The organism is Actinomyces sp. Marseille-P3109, from assembly GCF_900323545.1.
GTDB lineage: Bacteria > Actinomycetota > Actinomycetes > Actinomycetales > Actinomycetaceae > Actinomyces.
Map to the genome: position 1 here is coordinate 3,031,593 of NZ_OOHN01000008.1, position 25,830 is coordinate 3,057,422.

Annotated in this window: 18 protein-coding genes and 1 tRNA gene; 12 read left to right on the top strand and 7 right to left on the bottom strand. The window is 69.4% G+C overall.

Annotation, left to right across the window (positions count from 1 at the left end):
* Positions 1–56: 56 nt before the first annotated feature.
* Positions 57–1,028, top strand: coding sequence for a diaminopimelate dehydrogenase (locus BQ8008_RS12990; protein WP_108834423.1), 972 nt, complete (start codon positions 57–59; stop codon positions 1,026–1,028).
* 75 nt (positions 1,029–1,103) lie between these two features.
* On the opposite strand, the gene BQ8008_RS12995 is transcribed toward BQ8008_RS12990, so the two are convergent.
* Positions 1,104–2,171, bottom strand: a complete 1,068-nt coding sequence (locus BQ8008_RS12995) for a glycosyltransferase family 2 protein (protein ID WP_108834425.1) — start codon at positions 2,169–2,171, stop codon at positions 1,104–1,106.
* Positions 2,172–2,409: 238 nt separating this feature from the next.
* Between BQ8008_RS12995 and BQ8008_RS13000 the strand changes: the two genes are divergently transcribed.
* A complete protein-coding gene (locus BQ8008_RS13000; protein ID WP_108834426.1) occupies positions 2,410–3,468 on the top strand; it encodes a glycosyltransferase family 2 protein in 1,059 nt (352 codons plus the stop codon).
* Positions 3,465–4,517 carry a glycosyltransferase family 2 protein gene (locus BQ8008_RS13005; RefSeq protein WP_108834428.1) on the top strand — a complete coding sequence of 351 codons (1,053 nt, stop codon included), beginning with the start codon at positions 3,465–3,467 and terminating at the stop codon, positions 4,515–4,517. The genes BQ8008_RS13000 and BQ8008_RS13005 overlap by 4 nt, the downstream gene beginning before the upstream one ends.
* Before the next feature lie 239 nt (positions 4,518–4,756).
* Here BQ8008_RS13005 and BQ8008_RS13010 read toward each other — a convergent pair whose 3' ends face one another.
* The 4 genes from BQ8008_RS13010 to BQ8008_RS13025 all read right to left on the bottom strand — a co-directional run bounded on the left by BQ8008_RS13010 (position 4,757) and on the right by BQ8008_RS13025 (position 9,024).
* Positions 4,757–5,977, bottom strand: a complete 1,221-nt coding sequence (locus tag BQ8008_RS13010) for a hypothetical protein (protein ID WP_108834430.1) — start codon at positions 5,975–5,977, stop codon at positions 4,757–4,759.
* Between the two features lie 111 nt (positions 5,978–6,088).
* A complete protein-coding gene (locus BQ8008_RS13015; protein ID WP_108834432.1) occupies positions 6,089–6,748 on the bottom strand; it encodes a YveK family protein in 660 nt (219 codons plus the stop codon).
* Positions 6,749–6,968: 220 nt separating this feature from the next.
* A complete protein-coding gene (locus tag BQ8008_RS13020; RefSeq protein ID WP_108834434.1) occupies positions 6,969–7,751 on the bottom strand; it encodes a TetR/AcrR family transcriptional regulator in 783 nt (260 codons plus the stop codon).
* A gap of 4 nt (positions 7,752–7,755) precedes the next feature.
* Positions 7,756–9,024 carry an acyltransferase family protein gene (locus BQ8008_RS13025; RefSeq protein ID WP_108834436.1) on the bottom strand — a complete coding sequence of 423 codons (1,269 nt, stop codon included), beginning with the start codon at positions 9,022–9,024 and terminating at the stop codon, positions 7,756–7,758.
* A gap of 170 nt (positions 9,025–9,194) precedes the next feature.
* Between BQ8008_RS13025 and BQ8008_RS13030 the strand changes: the two genes are divergently transcribed.
* The 4 genes from BQ8008_RS13030 (at position 9,195) to BQ8008_RS13045 (ending at position 13,937) form a co-directional block, all read left to right on the top strand.
* Positions 9,195–9,266, top strand: a tRNA-Gln gene (locus tag BQ8008_RS13030).
* A gap of 195 nt (positions 9,267–9,461) precedes the next feature.
* Positions 9,462–10,454, top strand: a complete 993-nt coding sequence (locus BQ8008_RS13035) for a bifunctional UDP-N-acetylglucosamine diphosphorylase/glucosamine-1-phosphate N-acetyltransferase GlmU (RefSeq protein WP_108834438.1) — start codon at positions 9,462–9,464, stop codon at positions 10,452–10,454.
* Positions 10,455–10,564: 110 nt separating this feature from the next.
* Positions 10,565–11,557, top strand: coding sequence for a ribose-phosphate diphosphokinase (locus BQ8008_RS13040; RefSeq protein WP_108834440.1), 993 nt, complete (start codon positions 10,565–10,567; stop codon positions 11,555–11,557).
* Between the two features lie 502 nt (positions 11,558–12,059).
* On the top strand, positions 12,060–13,937 hold the full coding sequence (locus BQ8008_RS13045) for a hypothetical protein (RefSeq protein ID WP_108834442.1): 1,878 nt from the start codon (positions 12,060–12,062) through the stop codon (positions 13,935–13,937).
* A 173-nt stretch (positions 13,938–14,110) separates the two neighbouring features.
* Here BQ8008_RS13045 and BQ8008_RS13050 read toward each other — a convergent pair whose 3' ends face one another.
* Positions 14,111–15,685: a YveK family protein gene (locus BQ8008_RS13050; RefSeq protein ID WP_234415421.1), complete on the bottom strand. Its 1,575-nt coding sequence runs from the start codon at positions 15,683–15,685 to the stop codon at positions 14,111–14,113.
* Between the two features lie 458 nt (positions 15,686–16,143).
* Between BQ8008_RS13050 and BQ8008_RS13055 the strand changes: the two genes are divergently transcribed.
* The 3 genes from BQ8008_RS13055 (at position 16,144) to fepB (ending at position 22,547) form a co-directional block, all read left to right on the top strand.
* Entirely contained in the window at positions 16,144–17,529 is a 1,386-nt protein-coding gene (locus BQ8008_RS13055; RefSeq protein ID WP_108834446.1) for a hypothetical protein, read from the top strand.
* A 10-nt stretch (positions 17,530–17,539) separates the two neighbouring features.
* Positions 17,540–21,358, top strand: a complete 3,819-nt coding sequence (gene mfd / locus BQ8008_RS13060) for a transcription-repair coupling factor (RefSeq protein WP_108834448.1) — start codon at positions 17,540–17,542, stop codon at positions 21,356–21,358.
* 145 nt (positions 21,359–21,503) lie between these two features.
* Positions 21,504–22,547, top strand: coding sequence for a Fe2+-enterobactin ABC transporter substrate-binding protein (gene fepB / locus BQ8008_RS13065; RefSeq protein ID WP_108834450.1), 1,044 nt, complete (start codon positions 21,504–21,506; stop codon positions 22,545–22,547).
* Positions 22,548–22,949: 402 nt separating this feature from the next.
* On the opposite strand, the gene BQ8008_RS13070 is transcribed toward fepB, so the two are convergent.
* A complete protein-coding gene (locus BQ8008_RS13070) occupies positions 22,950–24,152 on the bottom strand; it encodes an MFS transporter (protein WP_108834452.1) in 1,203 nt (400 codons plus the stop codon).
* A gap of 309 nt (positions 24,153–24,461) precedes the next feature.
* Between BQ8008_RS13070 and BQ8008_RS13075 the strand changes: the two genes are divergently transcribed.
* Positions 24,462–24,812 carry an ArsR/SmtB family transcription factor gene (locus BQ8008_RS13075; RefSeq protein WP_108834455.1) on the top strand — a complete coding sequence of 117 codons (351 nt, stop codon included), beginning with the start codon at positions 24,462–24,464 and terminating at the stop codon, positions 24,810–24,812.
* Positions 24,813–24,972: 160 nt separating this feature from the next.
* The gene (locus BQ8008_RS13080) at positions 24,973–25,782 is read left to right on the top strand and encodes a hypothetical protein (protein WP_108834457.1); all 810 of its coding nucleotides are present in this window, start codon (positions 24,973–24,975) and stop codon (positions 25,780–25,782) included.
* The last annotated feature ends 48 nt before the right edge of the window (positions 25,783–25,830 follow it).

Sequence of the window (25,830 nt, forward strand, 5' to 3'; positions counted from 1 at the left end):
GGCAACACTGTCCGTCCCTAGGATCGCCCTGTAGCGAGAACCCACCAGGAGGAACCATGATCAGGGTAGCGATCAACGGCTACGGCAACCTCGGCCGCGGCGCCGAGCAGGCCATCACCAAGAACGCGGACATGGAGCTCGTCGTCGTCTTCACCCGGCGCGACCCGGCCGCAGTCGCCACTCAGGGGGCTCCCGTCGCCCATGTGGACGACATGCCCGCCTGGGCCGACAAGGTGGATGTCTGCCTGAACTGCGGAGGCTCGGCCACCGACCTGATCGAGCAGACCCCGGCCGCCGCCGCCCTGTTCAACACGGTCGACTCCTTCGACACCCACGCCCGCATCCCCGAGCACTTCGCGGCCGTCGACGCCGCCGCCAGGGCATCCGGGCATGTCGCCCTGATCTCCACCGGCTGGGACCCGGGCCTGTTCTCCATGCTGCGGGTCCTGGGCGAGGCTGTTCTGCCCGACGGCGCCACCACCACGTTCTGGGGGCCCGGTGTCTCCCAGGGGCACTCCGATGCCCTGCGCCGTATCGACGGTGTCGTGGACGCCAAGCAGTACACCCGACCGGTGGAGGCGACCGTTGCCGCGGTCAAGGCCGGCGACGACGTCGAGCTGACCACCCGCTCCATGCACACGCGCGACTGCTACGTGGTGGCCGAGGATGGTGCCGACCTGGCCCGCATCCAGCGGGAGATCGTGGAGATGCCCAACTACTTCGCCGACTACGACACCACCGTCACCTTCGTCACCGCCGAGGAGCTGGCCACTGAGCACGCCGGCATCCCGCACGGCGGCTCCGTCATCCGCCGCGGGCACACCTCCGACGGCGTGGCCGAGACCATGAGCTTCGAGCTGCAGCTCGGCTCCAACCCGGAGTTCACCGGCTCGGTCGTGGCCGCCATGGGGCGCGCGGTGGCGAGGCTGGCCGCTCGCGGCGAGTCCGGAGCGCGCACCGTCTTCGACGTGACGCTCGCCGACCTGTCCGCCAAGACCCCCGAGGACCTGCGCGCCCATTACCTGTGAGGCGCACTGACGGCGAGGGGCGTCCCGCCGCCGAAGCCGAGCCGGCGGCGGCGGGACGAGGGAGCGCCAGCCGAATCAGCCGCGGATGAGGGGCTCGTCGACGTCGGGAAGCTCGTCCCGACGTGCGGCCTGGAGCAGTCTCAGGCCGTCACGGGTGGCTTGCGCCGCCGTGACGAGTGGGCGGCGGGTGCGCAGCAGCTGGCGCTTGCCGCCGCGCAGGACGATCTCGCGGGCGGCCCGGCCGGCCGTGGCGACCCACCGGCGCTGCGTGGCCCGATCCAGGCGCAGGCCCGCGTACAGCAGCCGGTTGCGCACGTTGTAGTAGTAGTAGATGTCCGACTTGGAGCGGTCCTCCGAACCCTCCTGCCCCGAGTCCTGGGGCTGCGACTCTGAGTGGGTACCGCCCTCGTCGTGGACGGCGACGGCGTCGCGCGCCAGGTCCAGGCTGCCGCCGGCCGCCAGCACCCGGGCCGAGAAGTCCACGTCCTCCCAGTACAGGAAGTAGCGCGCATCGAAGCCGCCCGTGACCTCGAACAGATCCGTCGACAGGGCCAGGCAGGCCCCCGAGAGCCACGGATGAGTGCCGCCCGGGGGAATCGGCCGCGGTGAGCGGCGTGAGCGCATCGAGCCGTCGGCCAGGCACACGACGATCCCGTCGGAGACGATGCGGCCGGTGGAGTCCTTGAGCACCGGTGCCACCAGGGCCAGCCGGTCCGCGTGCGCCCGGGCCGCCAGCCGAATGAGGTCGGACCGGGCGATGACGGCGTCGGGGTTGAGCAGGACGAGCAGGTCGGCGCCGAGCTCTCGGGCACGTGCCGCCCCCAGGTTCATGCCGCCGCCGAAGCCCGTATTCGTCTCCGGCAGGACCGCCTCCCAGCCGCGCGCGGAGGCCAGCGCCACCAGCTCCTCGCGGGCCTCGGGGGTGGAGTAGTTGTCGACGACGACGATGCGGGCCTCGGGGGAGTCCTCGGCCACGCGCGCCAGCGTGCGCTCCAGCAGCGCCGCCGAGTCGTAGCTGACGACGACGACCGCCGTGCGGGAGAGCAGCTCACGGCCGGAGAGCCTGCCGGCGGCCTCGGACGAGGCCGTCTCGGTGGTCTCAGCGGCGTCAGTGCGCTGGGCGGGCTCAGGGGTGGCGGTCATGGGAGCAGGAGCCTTCCGGGTGCAGACGGATCGAGAGCTGAAGCGACGACTCACGACGTCTTCAATGCGATGTTGATGCGATATGGCGTTGCGGGCGTGATACCTCCGGCCGGTCCGGCGGTGCGACGGCGTCGGGCGGGTGCTCGAACCGTCGGGTGCGCCCGGCTCGTGATAGTACCGTTAGTCCGTGTACCACGCCGTGAGCCGCCAGCAGGCGGGAGGAAGGACGGGGCCGGACGTGCACCTGACCATCGCGATGCTCACCTACCGCCGCAACGAGTACCTGGCGCAGGTCATCCCCCAGCTGCTGTCGCAGGCCGACGACGTCTCCGGGCCGGAGACAACGGCGGGCGTCCTCATCGTGGACAACGATCCGCAGGCCGGTGCGCGGGCCGTCGTCGAGGCGGCCAGGGCGGCCCTGACCGGCGAGCCGTCGGAGCCGTCGGGGCCGTCCGGGGAAGCTGATCCGGCTGATTCGGCTGCGACATCGAGGCTGGTCTACGTCCATGAGCCCGAGCCGGGGATCGTCGCCGGACGCAACCGCGCCCTGAGCGAGGCCCGTGGCTCCGACGCCCTCATCTTCATCGACGATGACGAGATCCCCTCGCCGGGCTGGCTCCAGGCCCTCGTGAGTACCTGGCGCGCCCAGGGCTGCGCCGCGGTCACCGGCCCCACGCCACCGACCTTCGAGGTCGCCCCCTCCCCGTGGGTCACCGCCTCAGGCGCCTTCGACTCCTGGGAGGCCGCCGACGGCGCCCAGGTGCGCAGCGCCGACACCGGCAACCTGCTCCTGGACCTGGGCGTCGTCGAGCGCCTGGGACTGCGCTTCGACCCGCGCTATGGGCTCACCGGCGGAGAGGACTCCCTCTTCACCCGTCAGCTCACCCGCGCCGGAGGTGTCATCCGCTTCGCGGCCGGGGCGGTCGTCACCAAGCGCGTGCCCGCAGCCCGCGCCAGGCGCGCCTGGGTGCTGGAGCGCTCCCTGCGCTCGGGCTCGTCCTGGGCCCGGGTGCGTATCGACACGGTCGGGCACGCCGGCGATGGTGCGTCCGGGAGGCTCGCGCGTCTCAGGCTGCGCCTGGGCTACGGCGCCAAGGGACTGGCCAAGGCCGGTATCGACGCGGCACGTGCCGGCGTGGCCCGCATCCGCGGCGATGTGCCCGCGCAGGCCCGCTACGAGGTCTCCTCACGCGGGGGACTGGGCATGGTCGTGGGCGCGCTGGGCGGGCACGTGCGCGAGTACGGCCGCCCGCGCAGCCGGCGGAGTGCGGCGCAGGCGGGAAGGAGGAACGCATGAGCCGGCTGACGATCGCCATCCCCACCTTCCGGCGTCCTGAGGACCTCACGCGGGCCGTCGGCGGGGTCCTGGAGCAGGCCGGTGAGCTGGTCGATGGCCTGAGCGCCGAGGCCTGCGATCCTGAGGGCGACGCGGCGGGCGCGACGGACACGGGCAGGACTGCAGGCGAGACCGTCTCCGACGTCGAGGTCCTCGTCATCGACAACGACGCGCAGGGCTCCGGGCGCGAGGCCGCCCTCTCCGCCGCTGCCACCGCCGGGGTGCCGGTGCGCACCCCCTCGGAGGATCGGGTGGAGCCGGGAGGCGTGAGCGTGCGCTACGTCGTCGAGGAGCGGCCCGGTGTGGCGGCGGTGCGCAACCGCGCCCTTGATGAGACCACTGAGCGCGACCTGCTCATCTTCATCGACGACGACGAGGACCCCGAGCCCGGCTGGCTCGCCGCCCTCGTGGGGATGTGGGCCACGACCGGCTGCCAGGCGGTGGCCGGGCCCGTCATCCCGGTCTACGAGGTCGAGCCGGAGGAGTGGGTGCGCCAGGGGGAGTTCTTCGTGCGCAGGTCCTGGCCCACCGGCACGATCCGCCCGGTGGCGGCCTCCAACTGCCTGCTGCTGGATCTGAGGTTCGTGCGCCGGGCCGGGCTGCGCTTCGATGAGGCCTTCGGGGCCACCGGGGGAGAGGACACGCTCTTCACCCGCCAGCTGTGCGCCGCCGGCGGCGTCATCCGGTGGTGCGACGAGGCGCGCGTACGCGACCATGTCCCGGCCTCCCGGCTCACCCGCCCCTGGATCCTGCGCCGACAGCGGTCCCACGCCGCCACGTCGGTACGCGTCGAGCTGGTCCTGGCAGGAGGCGGGGCCCAGCCGGCCATTCGGGCCCGGGCCGCGGCCGGTGGTCTGGTGCGCATCGTCGTGGGCGGCCTGCGAACAGCCGGCGGAACGCTGATCGGCAACCCGAGGCACGCCGCCAAGGGGGCCCGGCTGCTGGCCCGCGGCCGCGGCATCCTGGCGGCCAGCACCGGCGGCGGCGTCCACCGCGAGTACGACCACTGAGTGGCGGGTCTGCGATCAGGTCTGCCGGGCGGCCTCGGTCCGCGACGGCGGCGTCCGCCGCCTCCGGGCGCCATTGAGGAGCGTGCCGGTCCTGGCCGGCTATCTCGAGCTCGCTGGGCGGTTGCGTGCTCGGGCCGGGGACTGCGTTTCGTCTTGAGGACGTCCTTTCATCCAAGACGGCGACGTCCCGATCTCAGTCATCCTTGTGGAAATGCAGTCCCCGTGAGGAAAGTACGTCCTCAACCCGCGTCGCCCGGTTCATCGTCGGCGTCCGGTGAGACCGCTTCGTGCAGAGCCGGTTGCAGCACCGCGGCTCCCAGCACGATCGGCAGGTAGGGCGGAAGCACCGTCCACGGCCCGATGAACACGTTCTGCACCACGGTCAGGGCCGCGAAGAACAGCCAGGGCGTGGCCTTGAGCCGCCCCAGGTCTCGCATCATCGCCGCCAGCGCCATCCCGGCGATGAGCAGCAGCAGGAGCGCGCCGGGGATCGATGCGGCCGCCCACATGTCCATGACCCCCGAGTGCAGCTCGATACGGCCACCGAACATGAAGTTCTCGACGTAGCCGTTCTCCGGGTCGTAGCCCAGGGCCGCCATGCCCTGCTTGGCCACCCACAGGTCTTCGAAGCGGGGCTTGACGCCGGCGCCGTACCCCCAGGGGCGGTTGCGGAACAGGGCCCAGGAGGCGCCCAGCTCGGGGCGGGCGGACAGGAGCAGACCCGCGGAGCTCGACGACTGGGCGATGGTCCGGTTCTGGGCGTCCTCACCCAAGGTCCCGGACTCCGAGGCGGCGACGACCCCGGCCATCGCCACCACTCCCACGACCCCCAGGACGGCGATCTGCGAGACCGCCAGGCGTCGCGGGGTGGGCACGCGCCATCGCGCCCAGGACGCCAGGGCCTGCCAGATGACCGTACCCAGGATGACGGCGAGGAATGCCAGGGTGGAGCGCGAGTCCGAGACGAGGAAGACGCCGCTCAGTCCCAGCAGGGCGACGATCTGCACCAGTCGGCGCCGGTTCGCCACGAGGCTGAGGACCATGATCGACACCGCCGCACCGATCCCGAACTTCCACGGGTTGGGACTGGTCTGAAGCAGCGACAGCGAGTCCAGGAACATGCCGAAGCCGACCGCCAGCGCCGCGCGCCGCACTCCCAGCCGGCGCGCCCCCCACACGAAGGCGGCCACCGCGCAGGGCACCGCCAGCAGGCTCAGGGTGGTGACGCGACGGGCCCAGGCCTCAACGATGAAGCTGCTCTCGGCCAGCAGGGACATGATGTAGGCCGTGCCCGCTGCCAGGATGGACAGCATGAGCAGCAGGGAGAACCGGCGCGCGTGGCGCACGGCCGTCCAGGTGACGGGGACCGAGGCGAGCGCGACGCAGTCACCGACGCTCAACGCGGCCGCCAGCTCGCGGCGCACCCCCAGGCACACCAGGAGGACGACGGCGATCGTCATCTCCAGCCTCCGCTGGGACGGCGGTGCCGGACTCGCCCCGGGAACAGCCTCCGACGACGTCTGCGGCCCGTCGTGAGCGGGGACCGGCGGCAAGGACTGGGCCACGGCCGGTCAGGAGTCTTCCCGAGAGCGACGGCGCCCGATGATGAGCAGCGGGTCCTCGACCTTGTCCTGCGGGTTCTTCTGGCTCAGGAAGTACAGCAGGATGGCCATGACGGCGCCGGCGGCCAGGCCGATGGCGGCCCCGATGAGCGCGGTGGACACGGCCGACAGGCTCGAGGGCGACGTGGGGGTCGCGGGGGAGTCGACCACCTTGAGGGTCGCGGTTGTGTTCCCCGGCTGCCCGGAGTTGGACAGATCACGGGCCACCGTGTCCAGGGCGGACAATTCGGCCTCGGCGATCCGGTGGGCGCGCTCGGGATCGGTGCTGGTGGCGCGGATCTCCACCAGTGTGGTGCCGGTCTTGCTCGTCACCGAGACGGACTTGCGCAGCTCCTGCTGGCTGATCCCAGTGGACTTGGAGACATCCGCGAAGGTGCTCTCCGAGGTCCCGATCTCCACCAGCGTCGGCATGATGGAGGTCAGGTAGTTGAAGGTGTTGGTGGGGTTGGCCTCACTGTTCTCCACGCTGAGGTTCGCGTTCGCCGTGGAGGTGTACTGCGCCGGCGTCAGCAGGCCGAAGACCAGGCCGATGATGGCGCCCAGCACGACGTGCATGACCACGAGGACTGCGTTCTTGCGCAGCGCGATGATGAGGGTTTCCGGGTCCATGGGTTCCGTTTCGGTGATTGCGGGAGCAACAGAATAGCGTGCCCATCCGGGCACGAGCCGGGCGCGGGAAGTGAATCACCTCGTTCCTGGGCACTTCTCAGCCCCCACTAGGTCTCGATACTCAAAGAATGCTCGTGCTCGCAGGACGGCCGATCGATGGGGACGTGATGAACCTGACGGGAGTCAGGTCGGGTAGTCCTGAGTCGGACGGCGGCCCCGGTCAGGACGTGGCGGTGGTACCGTCGTGCCCGCCTGAGCCCGCCGGATCGCCTGAGTCGGGGCCGGTCACCTGGGCCGCGGACCCTTCGGTGTCCGCTGATCCGGCGTGGAGCGTGGGCCTGGCCTTCATGCCGCGCAGGCCGTTCCAGGCGAGGTTGACCATGTGGGCGGCCACCTCCTCCTTGCTCATCGAGCGGTTCTCCAGCCACCACTGGGCCGGCATGGCCACGATGCCCACCAGCATCTGGGCGTACAGCGGCGCCGTACGCGGGTCGAGATCGTGGGCCGCGAACTGCGAGGCGAGGATTCCAGAGACCTCGATGGCGACGTCGGCCAGCAGCGTGGAGTAGGTGCCGGCGGCGCGGTCCGAGCCCGCCGAGAGGATGCGGAACCCGTCGGGGGAGTCCTCGATGTAGGTCAGCAGGGCCAGGGCGGCCCTCTCGGCGATCCGCGAGGCCGAGCCGGACGTCCCCGATCGGGGCGGGCCCTCGTGGCCGGCGTCGGGCCGTGCGCGAGGGGCTGCGACGGGGCTGGTGGCCGGGTCGGTGATCGCTGAGGAGATCGCGGCCGAGATCGTGGTGATCTCCCGGTCGACGACGACGGCGTACAGGCCCTCCTTGCCGCCGAAGTGCTCGTAGACCACCGGCTTGGAGACCTGGGCCCGGGCGGCCACCTCCTCGACGCTGGTGGCGTCGAAGCCGCGCTCGGCGAACAGCCCGCGGGCCACGGCGATGAGCTGCTCGCGCCGCTCGCTGGCGCTCATGCGTGTGCGTTTGGCGGCCATGACCTCACCCCCTGCCGACCCGGCTGACCTGACGGCCGGCTCGACGACGCTCGGACCACTGGGCGAGGCGCGCCGAGGCCAGGGCTCCGGTGCGCCTCGCCAACCGGTGGCTGGGGGCCTCGATGTAGCGCTGGAACATCCAGGTCAGCAGCGCCGAGGCCGCCGGGGCCAGGACGAGCAGCCACCACGGCGAGATCGACTGCGTCAGCAGCCGCAGAGAGACCACCACCGGCTCGTGCACCAGGTAGAGGGAGAAGGACATGAGCCCCAGGTACTGCACCGTGCGCGAGCGCAACGGGCCGCGCAGGGCCCCGGCCCGCACCACGAGGTGAACCAGGTAGGCGGCCGCCGCCAGGGTGACCGCGTTGGCGACGCGCTGAGCCGCGTGGCTCTCCATCCCCGGCCACCAGGCCAGAGTGATGAGCAGCAAGCAGATCAGGGCCTGCGCCGTCGCCCAGGAGCGGGGGCTGTCTGGCACGGGGGAGGAGTTGTGCCCCCAGGCCCAGCCCATGACCGCGCCGACGGTGAAGACCGGCAGGTAGCTGCCCGAGCCGGGGCTGGCGGTGATGACCGGCACGGCCAGGGCGGCCGCCACTGGCAACCAGGAGAGCCGCCACCGGGCGCACAGCGCGACCCCGAGGATCATCAGGGGGAGCACGAAGGAGAAGATCGCCTCGGCGTGAAGCGACCACAGGACCGTGTTGCGGTAGGCGTGCTTGGGAATGAGCAGGTACTCCATGAGCATCTGGCGCGCATCGAGACCCGTGGGGTGGGTGACGGTCATCCAATGGCCCAGTGCCGGATTGGCCGAGCGCGGAACGAGCAGCATCGCAATGACCGCGAAGGTGGTGGAGGCCGCCGCCGGCAGCCACAGGCGCACGAATCGCCGGGGGGCGTAGTCGACCCAGTCGAAGCGCCGCCCCTGGGCGTGCCGACGGGCCACCGGGTAGGTCAGGGCGACCCCGGACAGGACGAAGAAGATGAGAACGGCCTCGTGGCCGGCCCACAGCAGGTGGAGCGGGCTCTGGGTCAGGATCCGGTTGAACGTCCCGGTGGGTACGACACCGGGGCGAGCGCCGACCTCGGCCAGCGCCGGCACGGTCTCCAGGATGTGGTGGATGAGCACGACGACGGCGGCCAGTCCTCGCAGTCCGTCGAGCTCGATGAGCCTCACTGCCGCCGGCCGGTGAGGAGCGGGCGAGGAGGGAGGGGGAGAGGCCCCGCCCGACTGCGAAGTCCGATGAGTGTGGCATCGCCCCGCCTGCCTCAGCATTGGCATGGGTGCCTGTGAGCGAGTACGCAACGGCATTGAGCTGCAGCAGGCCGTGTCGGGGTGCGCGGGGGGACTGAGTTGCGTCGAAGGTGCCGAGCACGACCGGGACGTGAGAGACTGTCCCGGCATCGCGCCCCTCGAGACTCGACTGGGGGGCTGGGACGCATCCTTCCGCCCTGGTGTAGCGGCAGCACGCAGGCCTTTGGAGCCTTGAGGCCCGGGTTCGAATCCTGGGGGCGGAGCGGCGTAGCATGAGGGTGTTGGGGTTCCCTCGCTCTCACTCCCATCGGCTGGCCCTTTGGCCGCCTGCGGGTCGCGCGCCATCCCGTCCGTCCATCCGTACCAGATCAGAAACCGTAGGAGTCCGTCCCCGTCTCCGTCCGGTCGCAAGCCGGATCCGTCGGGAGCCCGGGCGCGAACCTGTGAGAAGAGGACACGTGACCCCCACCGCACCCGCTGCCGTCATCGTCATGGCCGCAGGCAAGGGAACTCGTATGCGATCGGTCACCCCCAAGGTCCTGCACCGGATTGGCGGTCGCAGCCTTGTGGACCACGCCGTCACCGCCGCCAGGGGGCTCGAGCCCCAGCATCTCGTCGTCGTCGTGCGCCACGAGCGCGACGCCGTCGTCGCCCACCTCGCCGAGGTCGCCCCCGACGCCGTACCGGCCGACCAGGACGAGGTCCCCGGCACCGGACGGGCCGTCGCCTGCGGCCTGGCCTCCCTGCCCGAGGACCTCACCGGCCCCGTCGTCGTCACCAGCGGGGACGTTCCCCTCCTGGACACCGCCACCCTCCAGGCCCTGCTGGCCCAGCACACCGAGCGCGGTGACGCCGTCACCCTGCTGACCACCGAGCTGGATGACCCCAGCGGCTACGGGCGCATCGTGCGCGAGGCCGACGGCACCGTCTCGGCCATCGTCGAGCAGCGCGACGCCACCGAGGCCCAGCGCGCCATCCGCGAGATCAACGCCGGCGTCTACGTCTTCGACGCCGCCCACCTGCGCGCCGCCCTGGCGACCCTGGGCACGGACAATGACCAGGGCGAGGTCTACCTCACCGACGTCGTCGCCCACGCTCACCGGGCGGGCCGGTCCACCAGTGCGCTGGTCGTCACCGACCACTGGCTCGTCGAGGGCTGCAACGACCGCGCCCAGCTCGCCGACCTCGGCGCCGAGCTCAACCGTCGCATCCTGCGCGACTGGATGGCCCAGGGCGTCGGCGTCGTCGACCCGTCCTCCACCTGGGTGGACGTCACCGCCGAGCTCGCCCAGGACGTCACCCTCGAGCAGGGCGCCCTCGTGCGCGGAACCACCCGGATCGGTCAGGGCGCCCGCGTGGGCGCCTATGCGATCCTCACCGACGCCGTCATCCCGGCCGGCTGCGTCGTCGCACCCTTCAGCCAGCTCGACGCCGGCGGCGCCCAGGGCTGACACATGAACTCATCGGCCCGCCGGTCTCAGCCGAACCGGCCACCTGCCTCCACCTCCGTCTCCAACAATCACACCGAGGGCCGCACCGGCCGTGAGAAGGGAACCACGTCATGACGGGCATCATTACCAAGGGTGAGAAACGGCTGGTCGTCGTCTCCGGGCGCGCCCATCCCGAGCTCGCCCAGGACGTGGCCAGCGAGCTCGGCACCGAGGTGCTGTCCTCCACGGCCTACGACTTCGCCAACGGGGAGACCTACGTCCGCTTCAACGAGTCGGTGCGCGGCTGCGACGTGTTCGTCGTGCAGTCCCACGGCGACCGCGTCAACGACTGGCTCATGGAGCAGCTCATCATGGTCGACGCCCTCAAGCGCGCCTCCGCCAAGCGCATCACCGTGGTGGCTCCCTTCTTCCCCTACGCCCGCCAGGACAAGAAGCACCTGGGGCGTGAGCCCATCAGCGCCCGCCTCGTGGCCGACCTCTACAAGACCGCCGGCGCCGACCGCCTCATGAGCGTGGACCTGCACACCTCTCAGGAGCAGGGCTTCTTCGACGGCCCCTGGGACCACCTGTGGGCCCAGCCGGTGCTCGTGGACTACGTGCGCACCCGCGTCGACCCCGCCAACACCGCGGTGGTCTCACCCGACGCCGGCCGCATCCGGGTGGCCGAGCGCTGGGCCAACCAGCTCGGCGGCACGCCGCTGGCCTTCGTCCACAAGACCCGCGACGTCACCCGCCCCAACGAGTCCGTGGCCAACCGCGTCGTCGGCGACGTCGAGGGACGCACCTGCGTCCTGGTCGACGACATGATCGACACCGGAGGCACGATCGCCAAGGCCGTCCAGGTGCTGCTGGACTCCGGCGCCAAGGACGTCATCGTCGCCGCGACCCACGGGGTGCTCTCCGGGCCGGCCGTCGACCGTCTGTCGACCTGCGGCGCGCGCGAGGTCATCGTCACCGACACCCTGCCGATCCCCGCCGGCAAGCGCTTCGAGAAGCTGACGGTCCTGCCGATCGCGCCGCTGCTGGCCCGGGCCATCAAGGCCGTCTTCGACGACGGCTCGGTCGCCTCGCTCTTCGACACCGTCGGCGTTCCCGGAGACTGAGGTCGGAGTCGGGCCGGCACTGGGCCAGTACCGGCCCGCCCGCTCCGTGCTGTTGCGCACCGTTGTGCGCCCGCCCCTCGTCGGAGCCCCTCCCAGGGCTCGGCGAGGGGCCCGTTCTCGTACCTGACGGCCCGACGTCCACTCCGGGAGCTCAGATCCGCGTCATCAGGTGCGAAGGCGAGGACGTGATGGGCAGTGCTGCCCATCACGGCGAGATAGTTCTTGGCGATACAGTGACATCACCAAGTCGATAACGATTGCATTGCAATCCTACTCAGCGGTTGAGCGCTGCGGGACCGCCATCACTCAGGGTCCTGCTCGTACGGGGCGCGCCCCCTGTCATAACGCGCTCTACCGGTTAAATTAATCCAAGGTTGTCGGTAGTCGAATGACGGCGCGTACCGAACACATTCCTTTGTATGCCGCCGATACACAACCGCCATACCGTCGACGTACCACCGACCTGCGTGCACATTCGTAGCCATATCTCCCGGAGGTTCCCGTGCAACGTCGCTCCCACACCCCCCGCGTCCTCATCATCCTGTCCCTCCTCCCGCTCCTCCTCGCCTTCATGGTTGCCCTCACCCCCGCCGCACCGGTGTCGGCGGCGGAGGATCAGGGCGAGGTCAACGCCGATGCCGGCTTTGGACACGACAACGGTCAAGGTGAGGCCGGAGACGACGCAGGCGCCGCCGGCCAGGGCTCCGAGCCGACCGGCCAGTCGTCCCAGGAGCCTCCGTACACAGCCGCGCCCCTGCCGACCGCACAGATCGACGGCGTCGCCTGGGGCCAGCTCGTCGTCGGCGATGTGGTCTACGTCGTCGGCGACTTCAAGACCGCCCGCCCGGCCGAGGCGCCCAAGGGACAGCAGGAGGTTCCGCGCTCCAACATCCTGGCCTACGACATCAACACCGGGCAGCTCATCGAGGACTTCGCTCCCAGCCTCAACGGCGCGGGCCGGAGCCTGGCCGTCTCCGAGGACGGCAAGACCCTCTACGTCGCCGGGGAGTTCGACAGAGTCGACGACGAGTCGCACAGCCGGCTGGCCGCCTTCGACATCTCTCAGGGGCACGGAACCCTCATCTCCTCCTTCCGTCCCGTGTTCAGCACGACCGTCAAGGACATCGCGGTGGCCGGCGACACCCTCTACGCCGGGGGCTACTTCACCAAGGTCAACGGCCAGCAGCGGGTCCGGCTGGCCGCCCTCAAGGCCTCCACCGGCGAGCTCACGGACTGGACCGCCTCCGCGGAGGGACCCAACGCCCAGGTCTATGCGATCGAGGTTTCCCCGGACCACTCCAAGGTCGTCATCGGCGGCTCCTTCTCCTCGGTCAACGGCTCGAGCAAGCCCGGTTACGGGATGGCGCTCCTGAGCGCCTCCACCGGTGAGATGCTGCCCATGCCCGTCAACGACACCGTGCGCACGGCTGGCCAGAACGCCGCCATCTTCGACATAGCCGTCGACAACGACGGTTTCTACGCCACCGCCTACTCCTCCGTCGGTCGCCTCGATGAGGCCAACCTCGAGGGGAGCTTCAAGGCGGACTGGAACGGCAACCTCATCTGGCTCGAGCCCTGCCACGGCGACACCTACGGGATCGCGCCCACCAAGGAGATGGTCTACACGGTCGGCCACGCCCACTCCTGTGAGACCATCTACGGCTTCCCCAACATGTCCGAGGTGCGCAAGGACGGCTCTCATCCCCTGTACGCGCGGGCAATGGCCTTCACCAACAGCCCCGACATCACCATTCGCCACCAGGGGGTCGTCGATGGCTACCAGGACTGGTCGACGTCGGGCTACAAGAGCCCCACGATCGTCGGCTGGTACCCGGACCTGGAGGCGGGCAAGGTGACGCGTGCGTTCCAGGCCGCCTACAAGGTTGACGTCACCGACAAGTACGTCCTCATGGTGGGCGAGTTCATCGAGGCCGACGGCAAGGTCCAGCAGGGGATCGTGCGCTACCCCAGACGTGCGGGCCAGCCCACGCTGCCGCCCGAGGGCAAGGCCGAGACCCTGGGTGCCAAGGCCGAGGCGACGATGTCGGGCTCGGTCAAGGTCTCCTTCACCGCCACCTGGGACCGCGATGACCCGACACTGACCTACAGCCTCTATCGCGACAACGAGACCACGCCGGTGGCCACCGAGAAGATCGGCGACACCCGCTGGGCGCTGTCCTCCCACACCCTGGAGGACACCGGCTGCCCGGCCGGCGAGCACACCTACCGTCTCGTGGTCTCCGACCCCAGCGGTAACACGATCACCGCGCAGACCCAGAGCGTCAAGGTCTCCAAGGCTGCGAATGGCGCGAAGGACGCCAAGAACGCCAAGAACGCTGGGAAGGCCGGGGACTCCGAGGAGAACGACGAGGACAACTGAGCCGGCGGACCCGGGCCAGCACCAGGTGATACGCCTGCGGCGGGTCATGGTGCCCCGGCCGACGACTTGAGCGAGGAGCACGCCGAGAACAGGAACAGGGCGGGCCCGATGCGAGAGGCATCGGGCCCGCCCTGGCGCGACCGGCGGCTGGTGGACGGCTGTGGGCGGCCGTCCTACCAGGAGCGGCCTGGCGGCTGCGCATTGCGCCGGGCCGTCGCCGCAGAGGCCGCTGACGACGCCGAGGCCATCTGCTGACTGGGCTGAATGGACGGAGGCGGGGCGGTGGGAAGAGCGGTGCTGCTGCGTCGGGCGGGGGCGTCGGGCGGCCCCGGGGAGCGGTGGCTGCCGGAGGCGGGAGCGGAGGCGTACTGCTGCACCGCGATCGAGGGGGAGGCCGGCACCGTCAGGTCCGAGGGCATGGGCGGCGGCGGTGGCAGCGGGGCGTGCGTATAGGACGGAGCCGGCTCGGACGACGACCCGCTCGAGGTGGCTCCGGTCGGGGCGGCGGAAGTGTTCTCGCGGCTCTGCTGCTGGTACGTGGCCGAGGAGGTGCCGGAGGTGAATGAGCCTTGTGTGGAGGCCGAGGCCGACGACGCCGAGGCCATTGATGCTGCCGATCCCATCGAAGCCACTGAGGACCCTGAGGACGGCACCGGGGACACGGAGGACGGCGTCGGCAGGGGGGCGTGGGCCGGCGCCGGGACGGAGGACCGGGCCGGGGAGTAGAGCGGCGCGGACACTGCAGGCATCGCGGCGGTCTGCTCGGGCGTCTGCTGCGCGGACAAGCCCGGGGCCGCGGCGGACGATGCCGTCGGCTGGGACACCGGTACCGGCGGGGCCGAGCTCGACGAGCCTCCCGATGTCATGGAAGGAGCCAAGGGGGCCGTGGCGGGTGAGGGCATCGGCGCTGAGACGGACTGGGGCGCCATGGTCCCGGCCTGGGTGGGCTCAGGGGCGTGGGAGAAGGAGGCCTCCGGGGAGGTCGGAACCGGGGACTGCGCCTGGGGCTGGAACTGCTGGTACTGGTAAGGGTCCTGCGACTGCATCTGGGGCTGCGCCGGGGCGGGACTCGGCTGCAGCAGGGCGGCCAGCTTCTGACGGAGGGCCCGCAGAGCGGCCGCCGCTTGCCCGGCTCCGCCTTCGCCGCTCTGCCCGGCGCTGTGACCGCTGTCGCGGCGGTGGCGGAACATGGCGTAGGAGACCGAGGCCAGCAGGCCCAGCAGCAGACCGGAGATCGCCGAGGCGCGGGCGCCGGGGCGCTCCATCGTGGTGTTGGCCGGGGTGGCCGGCGAGGTGGTGCTCGTCGTCATCCCTAGGGCCTCCTTACCCAGCAGGTCGCCGGAGGAGAGCTCCTTGTTGAGGGATGCCGCCGTCGCCTGGGCGATGTTGACGGCCTTCTGTCTGCTGTCGGCCTTGGCGGTGATGGTCAGGACCAGGGTCTCGGGCGGGTTGGTGACTGTCAGCGAGTCAGACAGGTCAGTGGTCCTCATCTTCAGTGAGGTAGCGGCCGGATCCAGGACCTTCGGGCTCGTGGAGAGCTCCACCAGGGTGGGCATGAGGTCCTTGGCCTGGGTTGAGAAGGAGGGGGTCTCCTTCGACTTGGGCTGGATGCCCAGGGTCGTGGTCGCCACCGCCTCCGGCTTGGTCGACAGGGCCACCCCAAGCCCGGCCAGGGTGCATACGAGAAGGATGACGAGGCAGGCTACGAGATTCCTGCGGATGGCGTGAAGGATCTGCGAAGGCTGCACGCTGCTCCTCATCTGATCTGGGGCTGGTCGGTTCCGGCGGCCCGACGGATCCGAGGACCCGACGGATGCTGAAAGGCTACGACCCAACCTTAACTGTAAGATCACGCTCAGGTCTCGATGACTGTAGTAGCCTTCCCTGCGCCCCCGGCCACGCTGGGATTCTTCCGTCGCACGGGGCCGCATGCTGTGGTGAGTCTTTCACCGGAGCCGTGCGGCGCGGGTGAGGGCCCTCAGGACTCCCGCCAACGCGGTGAAGAAGACGCCGGAGCCGGCTGGGAACGGCCGACGACGTCGGACTTCTTCCGGCCTCGCCTGATCTTGGTCAGGACGCCGGAGGCGCTCCCAGAATCTTCTCGGGCAGTTCCCACGGCCTCTCTCCGGCCCCCGGAGACGCCATCGACGATCCACTCGTCCACCGAATCAGCCACCATGACGCACGATGACACAAGGGAGGAACGATGTCCCTCGCCAGGACCCTGTTCATCGTCCTCCCCATGGTGGCCGCCGCCCTGGCCGTTGTCACCTTCGTGGCCGACCGCATCCACCGCCGCCCCATCGTCGGGGCGGGGCTGGTCATGTGCGCCATCGGGTTCGTGCCGGTGTGGGTGATGATCCCCGTCCAGCCCAACGTGCCCCCGGCGACCCTGGCCTGCTTCCTGGTGATCGTCGCCCTCCTGCCCGGCTTCTCGTGGCGTCTGACCAGCGGGGACCTCATGGTCGCCACCGCCTGGGGGCTGGTGGGCCTGTCCGTCGCCGCGGGCTCGCCGCTCAACTACGTCCTGTCCGACGTCGTCTTCGGGGCCATGCCGGCCTACCTCGCCGGGAGGCTGCTCGTGGAGCGGCTCGGGCTGCGGCGCATGGCCGAGGTCCTGGCGATCGTGTGGATCGCGGTGTCCGTGCTGGCGCTGCTCGAGGCCGTCACCACCATCAACCCCTTCAGCTACATCACCATCCACAACAACCTCTACGAGGAGTGGTCCCCGCCGCTGGCGAGGGGGAGCTTCACCCGCGTCGAGGGGGCCTTCGGCCACCCCATCGCCCTGGGGGTGTGCCTGGCGGCGGGGATTCCCCTCATCCTGGCGACGCGCTGGAGGCCGGGCTACCGGATCGCGGCCGGCGCCCTGGTCCTGGGGGCGACCATCCCGACCTTCTCCCGCTCGGCGATCGCGTGCGCCGTCATCGCCGTCATCCTCAGCCTCATGCAGGTGCACACCAATATCCCCGCCCTGTGGCGGATGGGCTTTCTGACGGTGCTGGTCGGTGTGGGCAGTGTCCTGCTGCCCTACGTCCTGGGTGTCTTCGACTCGGCCGGCCGCGAGCAGGAGGACTCGGCCGGCTACCGGGGCGACATCCTCGTCCTGGTGCGCCAGCTCAATCCGCTCGGGCTGTCCTCGGCCTACCAGAAGTCGGGGGGCTCAGTGGCCTGGGGCGGTTACAGCTCCATCGACAACCATCTGCTGCTGACGGCGCTGCGCTTCGGCTGGATCCCCGTGGTACTCCTCATGGCGGGGCTGGTGGTCTACCTGGGCCGGGCTCTCGTCCAGCGCTCCAACCCCGCCCAGGTCGCCCTGCTCAGTCTCATCCCGGCCTACGGGACGGTCGCCTTTATCACCCAGGTCGGCACCGTCGTGTGGCTCATCGCCGGGATGGCTGCCTCGGCGCAGGTCTCGGTCCTGCTGGAGAGCCGTAACAACACCGCGGGCGGGGGCGTGGGCGTCGTCGCCGGGCACGACAATCCCTGGAACCGGATTCGCAGTCGGGACTGGTCCCGCAGTGCCTTCACCGGCCAGGCCGCCCGCTCCGCCATCCACTCCGCCGGTGGTAACGGGACAGGGAGTCACTAGACTCGCGGCCGTGCTTCTGACTGCGCTCCTGCCTCCGCTGCTCGCCGACGCCGACATCGCCCGTACCGTTCGCGCCGCCTCCTCCCGCTCGCGCTCCGACCGCAGCCTCGTCGTCGCCCCGGGCGCCCGGCCAGCCGTCCTGGCCGCCATGGCCCTGGGCGAGGAGGGCGTCAACCGGGTGGCCGGCGACGACGCCGAAACAGCCGAGCGGGCCACCGTCGGGAGGAAGGACGCTGACGCCAGCGCCGCCTCCGGTACGCCCCTACTGGTCGTCACCGCCACCGGTCGCGAGGCCGAGGAGACCGCTGTGGCCCTGCGCAGCTACCTGCCGGCCGAGGACGTGGCCGTCATGCCCGCCTGGGAGACCCTGCCTCACGAGCGGCTCTCGCCGCGCGCCGACACCGTCGCCCAGCGCCTGTCCGTCCTGCGCCGGTTGGCCCACCCCGAGGAAGGCGGGGCGATCCGCGTCCTCGTCGTCCCCGTGCGCGCCCTCCTCGCACCCGTCATCGCAGGGCTCGGTGAGCTCGAGCCCGTCCATCTGGCCCCCGGTCTGGACGTGGGCCTGGAGGAGACCGCCCGCCGTCTGGAGGCCGCTGCCTACACGCGCGTCGACATGGTCGAGTCCCGCGGAGAGTACGCCGTGCGCGGCGGCATCCTCGACGTCTTCCCGCCCTCCGAGCCGCGGCCGGTGCGCGTGGACTTCTTCGGTGACGAGATCGATGAGGTCTCCTCCTTCGCCGTCGCAGACCAGCGCACCATCGAAGCGCTGGGCGCGGTGACCGCCACCGCCTGCCGCGAGCTGGTCCTCACCGACACGGTCCGCCAGCGCGCCGCCGCCCTGACCGACGCCGTCCCCGGCGCCGCCGACATGCTGGAGAAGATCAGCCAGGGCATCGCCGTGGAGGGCATGGAGTCCCTCGCCCCGGTCCTGGTCGACGCCATGGTCCCGCTGCTCGACCTCATCGGTGACCGGCTCACGGTGCTCCTGGAGCCCGAGCGGGTGCGCAAGCGCGCCGAGGACCTCACCGCCACCACCGGCGAGTTCCTCGCCGCCGCCTGGACCTCGGCGGCCTCCGGCGGCACGGTCCCCGTCGACCTGTCCGCCGCCGCCTTCGCCCACCTGGCCGAGGCCCGGGCCCTGGCCCTGTCCACCAACCGCGGCTGGTGGTCCTTCACCGCCCTGGCCGCCGGACCCGAGACCACCCGCCTGCCCCTGAGCGACCCGCGCACCTACCGCGGTGAGCTCGAACGAGCCGTGGCCGACCTGGGCCTGCTGGCCCGTCAGGGCTGGACCGTCGTCGTCGCCACCGACGGCCCCGGACCCGGCCGGCGCATGGCCCAGCTCCTGGGCGACGGCGACGTCCCCGCCCGCATCGTCGACCAGCTCTCCGAGGTTGCCGAGCTCGGCCGCGACGGCGACTGGGCCCCTGACCCTGCCGTCTCCACTGAGGACACGGTCGGCGAGGCGGACGGTTCAGCCGCCGTCGACGTCGCAGTTGATGCTGCGGCCGGTTCCCCGGCGGGACCGGGTGACGGCGTCGTGCGCGTCACCCAGGCCAGCGCCGGCCACGGCTTCCTCGCCGAGGGACTGCGCCTGGCCCTCATCGCCGAGTCCGACCTCACCGGGCGGGCCAGTGCCGGCCCTCGCGAGCGCCGCAGCCTGCCGGCCCGCCGCGCCCGCCGTTCTGTGGACCCCCTGTCCCTGCACGCCGGGGACCTCGTGGTCCACGCCCAGCACGGGGTGGGGCGCTTCATCGAGCTGAGCCGGCGCACCGTGGGCGGGGCCCGCTCCTCGGCCACCCGCGAGTACCTCGTCATCGAGTACGCGCCCTCCAAGCGCGGCCAGCCCGGCGACCGCCTCCTGGTGCCCACCGACGCCCTGGACCAGGTCACCAAGTACGTCGGCGGCGACAGCCCCGCCCTGAGCAAGATGGGCGGCGCCGACTGGGCCAAGACCAAGTCCAAGGCCCGCAAGGCCGTGCGCGAGATCGCCGGCGAGCTCGTGCGCCTCTACGCCGCCCGCGCCGCCACCACCGGCCACGCCTTCAGCCCCGACACCCCCTGGCAGACCGAGCTGGAGGAGGCCTTCCCCTACACCGAGACCCCCGACCAGCTCTCCACCATCGACGAGGTCAAGGCCGACATGGAGAAGGCCCAGCCGATGGACCGGCTCGTGTGCGGCGACGTCGGCTACGGCAAGACCGAGATCGCCGTGCGCGCCGCCTTCAAGGCCGTCCAGGACGGCAAGCAGGTCGCGGTCCTGGTGCCCACGACCCTCCTGGTGAGCCAGCACGCCGAGACCTTCACCGAGCGCTACGCCGGCTTCCCGGTGACCGTGGGGGCCCTGTCCCGCTTCCAGGACGCCGCCGAGTCCGCCAAGGTCCTCGAGGGGCTGGAGAAGGGGAGCGTCGACGTCGTCGTGGGGACTCACCGCCTCATCACCGGCCAGGTGAGGTTCAAGGACCTGGGTCTGGTCATCATCGACGAGGAGCAGCGCTTCGGGGTGGAGCACAAGGAGACCCTCAAGGCGCTGCGCACCAACGTGGACGTCCTGTCGATGTCGGCCACCCCGATCCCGCGGACCCTGGAGATGGCGGTCACCGGCCTGCGTGAGATGTCCACCCTGGCAACCCCGCCCGAGGACCGCCACCCGATCCTCACCTACGTGGGCGCCTACGAGACCAAGCAGGTCTCCGCCGCGATCCGCCGCGAGCTGCTGCGCGAGGGACAGGTGTTCTTCGTCCACAACCGGGTCGAGGACATTGACGCCACCGCCGCGCGCCTGGCCGAACTGGTCCCCGAGGCGCGCGTGGCCACCGCCCACGGGCAGATGAACGAGCACCAGCTGGAGGCGGTCATCGACTCCTTCTGGCGCAAGGAGACCGACGTGCTCGTGTGCACCACGATCGTGGAGACGGGGCTGGACGTCTCCAACGCCAACACCCTCATCGTCGACCGCGCCGACCGCATGGGCCTGTCCCAGCTCCACCAGCTGCGCGGGCGCGTGGGGCGCGGCCGTGAGCGGGCCTACGCCTACTTCCTCTACCCGTCCGACAAGCCGCTGACCGAGATGGCCCTGGAGCGCCTGCGCACCATCGCCACCAACACCGACCTGGGGGCCGGGATGCAGGTGGCCATGAAGGACCTGGAGATCCGCGGCTCGGGCAACCTGCTGGGCGGTGAGCAGTCCGGGCACATCGCCGGGGTCGGCTTCGACCTGTACGTGCGCATGGTCTCCGAGGCCGTCTCCGCCTACAAGAAGGCCCTGGCCCGCTCCGGCAGGGCCGGGGCCGACGCCGTCGGATTCGAGGAGGGCGACGACGAGGACGTCGAGCTGCGCATCGAGCTGCCTGTGGACGCCACCGTCCCCGAGGACTACATCCCCCACGAGCGTCTGCGGCTGGAGGCGTACACGAAGTTCGCGGCGGCGCGCTCGGGGGAGCAGGTCGACGACGTCCTGGAGGAGCTGGCCGACCGCTACGGGCCGGTGCCCGAGGCGACCGCCCGCCTGGCGGCGCTGGCGCGGCTGCGGGCCCTGGCCGCTGAGCTGGGGGTGCGTGAGATCGTCGCCCAGGGCAAGTCGGTGCGCTTCGCGCCGGTGGATCTGCCCGAGTCGGCGCGTATGAAGGTCACGCGCCTCTACCCGGGGACCGTGCTGAAGCCAGCTACGCGCACCATCGTGGTGCCCGCGCCGGGCACGAATCGCATGGGTGGGGCGGCCCTGTCCGGCGAGGAGGTCGTGCGGTGGGCCGAGGTGCTCCTGCATGTCGTCGTCGAGGGTGCTGCCGCCTACGAGACCGAGGCCACCACCTACCGCAAGCGCCGCTGACGGACGGGCCTATTCGGTTCCCACCTACTGGATAGGGCGTTGACCCACCATGAGGTCGGATTTAGGTTAGGCACACTTAAAGCGCGATTGCGATGGAGATCGTAGATCTCCTCTGGTCGTGAGGCCATCCACGGGAAGGACTGCGATGAATACGTTCCCGCGTCTCATCATCGGACGGCGGCGGCTCCTGGCTGCGACCCTGACCGGGGTCGTGTCTCTGGGCCTGGCCGCGTGCGGACGCTCCGGCGGCAGAGGCTCGGCCGGCTCCAGCGGCTCGGCGTCGTCGGGATCCCAGGGATGGCCCCGCACCGTCAAGACCGACGACGGCGACCTCGCCCTGTCCGAGCAGCCCCAGCGCATCGTGTCCACCTCCATTGCCCTGACCGGCTCGCTGCTGGCGGTGGGAGCCCCAGTGGTGGCCTCAGCCGTGACGGCTTCTAACACCGACGGCCTGAGTGACGATTCCGGCTTCTTCGTCCAGTGGTCTGATGCGGCTAAGAAGCAGAAGGTGGAGAAGCTCTACGAGATCAAGTCGGTTGACATCACCAAGGTGGCCGGCTTCGAGCCGGACCTCATCGTTGTGGCCAAGAGCGGTGGCGACTCGGCGGCCGATCAGGTCGAGCAACTGCGTGACATCGCACCGGTCCTGGTCGTCGACTACACCGGGCGCTCCTGGCAGGACGTCACCCGCACCATCGGTCAGGCCACAGGGAACGAGCAGCAGGCGGACACGGTGATCGCCGACTACGACGCGCACATGTCTGCGACCAAGGGGGCCATCACTGTTCCCGAGGGGACGACATCGGCCTTCATCGTCTACGGCGGTGGTGGCGGTGGCGCCGCGGCCCTGACCGCGGAGTCTCCCCAGGTTCAGATCCTGACCTCTCTCGGGTTCACCATGGCCGACATCCCCGAGGAGGTGAAGGGCGATACCTCCAAGGGGCAGCGGCAGGACATCGTCAAGTTGTCCAACGAGAATGTCCAGGCGGGGCTGCCTGGTGACAACTGGGTGATCGTCGCCGCAGACAGTGCCAGCCGCCAGAAGGTCGCCGACGACCCGACTTTCTCCACCGCGACCCAGGTGACCCAGGGGCGGGTGGCCTACACCCCGGCCTCCACCTTCCGCCTCGACTACTACTCGGCCCTCATCCTGCTTGACTCCCTCAAGGAGAACTACAAGAAGGGCTGAGCACCTGACAGCCCTGTGCCCGCTTCACTCTCTGGGCATGCCTTGATGTAGGTGCTGTGGCTGTATGACGGTTGCTGGAACTGTTCAAGGTCAGGTGGCGCGGATTCATCTGGAGTGGACGTTCTCGCCTGCGCTGGAATCCGTGAGAGGTGTGTTGAGGAGAGCTCAACACGTATCAACCCAAGTGGCCGGACGCGAGCAGACGTCATGCAACCGGCACAAGATGTCCGGGGTTCGGCGTCTCACTCCTATCAAGAGATGGCGTTATGGGCATGGGTACGAGTGACGGCCGGGTGGCGTTGGTTGTGCGGCTGCCGGGGCGCCTCGCGTCAAGGTGTCCATAAAATTTTCTCAGCGAGGCGCCGGACTTTTACATGGGTGCCTTTGATGAGCATGTCAGGATCAATCCTCCTGGAAAGAGCTTGCTCTGCGCAGTGTGGTGTGGATTGCGATCATAGTGCATGCGGAGAATACTGCTGATAGTATTCCGGGAAGCAAGTAGTTTCCTGTTGATTTGGCCAGGATGCCGCCGGTGATTGATGCGAAAAACATGGCGGCGTACTGTGTTGAGCCATTGAGGGCGATGGCAGTTCCGCGAATACTCGGCTTGAGTTCGCCCGCCAGGGTTGTCAGTGCTGGCTGGCCGGCACCAATACAGAAGCTCCATACGATATGGGCCAGCACAACTGGGGTCGTATGAGGGGTTCCTAGCACGAGTGTGACAACGCTCAGAGCTGCTCCGGAAGCTGTTAGAGGCATGAGCAGTTTGATTCCGATTCTCCTGATGGATCTTCCTCCGGTGACAGATCCAGCAACACTTGCTATGCCAGCGCCGAGTATTACGAGGGCGATTTCTCTCTCATGGAGACCTAGTTGTAGGCTGTAAAAGTTTCCAATGCTAGCGAAGATGGTCTGCAATCCCGCGTTCCAGCAGAATGTTGCCCCTAAGGTTGTCAGTAGGACCGGGGTTTGAAATGCTGTTTTAAACATTCCTGCTACCGTCTTAGCGGGAGAAGAAGTACTGTCGTGCGGGGGCTTGGCGTTGGGGACTGTGGTGATGGATGCTATGGTTGCCGTAAGTCCGGTTGCGGCTATAATTCCGAAAGTCCATCGCCAGGATGTGATATCCGAAAGATAGGTTCCCAGGGGTACTCCGATGACAGTTGAGGCCAGTAGCATGGCCATGACGTTTCCTATGGCTTTTCCTCGAGATTCCGGTGGGGTGTTGTCGCCTATGAGAGAAAATATGGAGGGCATGATCGCGCCTCCGCCTATCCCTGCGATGCATCTCATGGCTATGGTTGGCCACCAGGATGTTGTGAGTCCTGTCAGTAGGGTCCCGATACTGAATATCGTGAGGCCGGAAACTAGGGTGGTTTTTCTGCCGACCCTGTCCGACAGGGCGCCTAACAGGGGTGAGAATATGAAGTAGGCGAGCGCGTATGATGATACAAGTAGGCTACCAATGTGATTGGATGCATTCAGGTCGTCCATCATGGTGGGTGTGATCGGTGCGACCACCATTGAATCCCATCCGACGATGAAAGCGCATAAGCCTAGCACTAGAGTGAGGCGTGATGCTTTTGAAGTTGAATGATTTGTCATTGTAGCCTCCAATGTTGAAGGGTTGGTATTTCAGCTGACTGATCGCTGATATTGTTTGCTCGTGGTGTATTTCGTTCAGGGAGTTGCTCGACTGATGACAGGGTGAATATGTCTATGTTGGCGAGGTGGTGCGGCTCGTTCCGATTGCTGGTTAGTGTTGAGAGGTGCTGGGGTGTTTGTGCTCAGGTTTGCGGTGAGGGTGTTGGAAGGTGATTGGTGTGGCTGAGGAGGGGGCAAGTGGTGATCCCCAGGCTATTCATGATCGACGTTCGACGAATGTCGATCATATGGTGAGCGTACACTCGAGACATGGCTCGCGCGACACATCCGGATATTGAGACGGTGAAGCTCCCCGATGTCCTGCATGCGCTGGCAGACCCAATCCGCCTTGGACTGGTGCGGCTGCTCAGTGATGGTGAGGAACGGGCGTGGGGTCAGCTGGATGCGCCCATAGCTCCGAGCACCTTGAGCCATCACCTCAAGGTTCTTCGTTCGGCTGGGATCACCCGCACCCGCATGGAGGGGAACCGGTGTTTCGTGCGTCTTCGAACTGATGACCTCAATGAGCAGTTCCCGGATCTGATGGCCACAGTGCTGGCACTTGCCGCTGAGCCCGACTCAGGGCTGAGGCGGGTGGGGCTCAAGGATGAGCGGGATTAGGTCAGAGGTGACGTCTGGTTGGATGGCGGACGGTTTCTGGCGTGTCCAGCCTGTGCTGCCTGGGCTGCGTGCGTCGTCGGGGGCGGAACGGTAAGGTCAGGGGCCAGAAACGTTGTGACACCATGTCGCCCTCCGACGTCGTCCCCTCCAGGAGTAGACCGTGACCCGAAGCCTCACCGCACGCACGCGCGTCCTCGCCGTCGGCGCTGCACTCCTCATCGCCGTCGGGACGCTCACCGGCTGCACCGACCGCCCGGGGCAGGCGGCCGACATGAAGTACACCGGCCTGGACGGGGCGAGCCACTCCATCGTCGTGACCGAGAAGGACATCGACGTGGTGGCCAAGGAGCTGGAGCCCAAGCCCGGCCAGCAGACGGAGCAGGAGCGCAAGGCCCCGACGCGGGTGGACATCGCCGGCGCCCTCATCGAGGCCCCCCTCATCACGGAGGTCGGCCAGGCTCACGGCATCACCATTACTGACGCGGAGATCGCGCAGCTGGCCAAGGAGCAGCTGGGCCTCGAGCCGCGCCAGGCGAGCACACTTGCCTACCTGCGGGCCAATGTCCTGTTCAACCAGCTTCGTCAGCAGCAGGACCAGGCTCAGGCCATCGTCGCCGACCTGAGCAAGCTGCGCGCCACGCTCACCGGCGACCGCTCCCCGCGCTACCCCGACAAGGCTCCGGAGTGGTGGACCCAGGAGGACCCCCGACAGCAGCAGACGCCGCAGCAGGGCGGCCAGCAGCAGCCCCAGCAGCAGGTCCCCCAGCAAGGCGGCCAGCAGCAACCCCAACAGCAGCAGGTCCCCCAGCAGTCCGTCCCGCAGGAGGGTGCCGAGCAGCCCGCCGACCCCGGCCAGACCGAGGGGCAGACCAATGACGATCAGGGCGCTGGTGACGGTGCTGCGCAGCCCGGTCAGGCCGACGGCGGCGCCGGCGAGGGCGGCCAGGGTGCCGACCAGTCCGAGGGCTGAGTCCAGGAGGAGGCCGACGCGACCGGCACCGGCCGTGGGCCCACCTGG

What these genes read in the sequence shown, in the direction of transcription:
- BQ8008_RS13015 (WP_108834432.1), bottom strand. Translation starts at nt 6,748, where the DNA reads ATGGACCCGGAAACCCTCATCATCGCGCTGCGCAAGAACGCAGTCCTC.
- BQ8008_RS13020 (WP_108834434.1), bottom strand. Translation starts at nt 7,751, where the DNA reads ATGGCCGCCAAACGCACACGCATGAGCGCCAGCGAGCGGCGCGAGCAG.
- BQ8008_RS13040 (WP_108834440.1), top strand. Translation starts at nt 10,565, where the DNA reads ATGACGGGCATCATTACCAAGGGTGAGAAACGGCTGGTCGTCGTCTCC.
- BQ8008_RS13005 (WP_108834428.1), top strand. Translation starts at nt 3,465, where the DNA reads ATGAGCCGGCTGACGATCGCCATCCCCACCTTCCGGCGTCCTGAGGAC.
- BQ8008_RS13010 (WP_108834430.1), bottom strand. Translation starts at nt 5,977, where the DNA reads ATGACGATCGCCGTCGTCCTCCTGGTGTGCCTGGGGGTGCGCCGCGAG.
- BQ8008_RS13025 (WP_108834436.1), bottom strand. Translation starts at nt 9,024, where the DNA reads ATGCTGAGGCAGGCGGGGCGATGCCACACTCATCGGACTTCGCAGTCG.
- BQ8008_RS13070 (WP_108834452.1), bottom strand. Translation starts at nt 24,152, where the DNA reads ATGACAAATCATTCAACTTCAAAAGCATCACGCCTCACTCTAGTGCTA.
- BQ8008_RS13055 (WP_108834446.1), top strand. Translation starts at nt 16,144, where the DNA reads ATGTCCCTCGCCAGGACCCTGTTCATCGTCCTCCCCATGGTGGCCGCC.
- fepB (WP_108834450.1), top strand. Translation starts at nt 21,504, where the DNA reads ATGAATACGTTCCCGCGTCTCATCATCGGACGGCGGCGGCTCCTGGCT.
- BQ8008_RS12990 (WP_108834423.1), top strand. Translation starts at nt 57, where the DNA reads ATGATCAGGGTAGCGATCAACGGCTACGGCAACCTCGGCCGCGGCGCC.
- BQ8008_RS13075 (WP_108834455.1), top strand. Translation starts at nt 24,462, where the DNA reads ATGGCTCGCGCGACACATCCGGATATTGAGACGGTGAAGCTCCCCGAT.
- BQ8008_RS12995 (WP_108834425.1), bottom strand. Translation starts at nt 2,171, where the DNA reads ATGACCGCCACCCCTGAGCCCGCCCAGCGCACTGACGCCGCTGAGACC.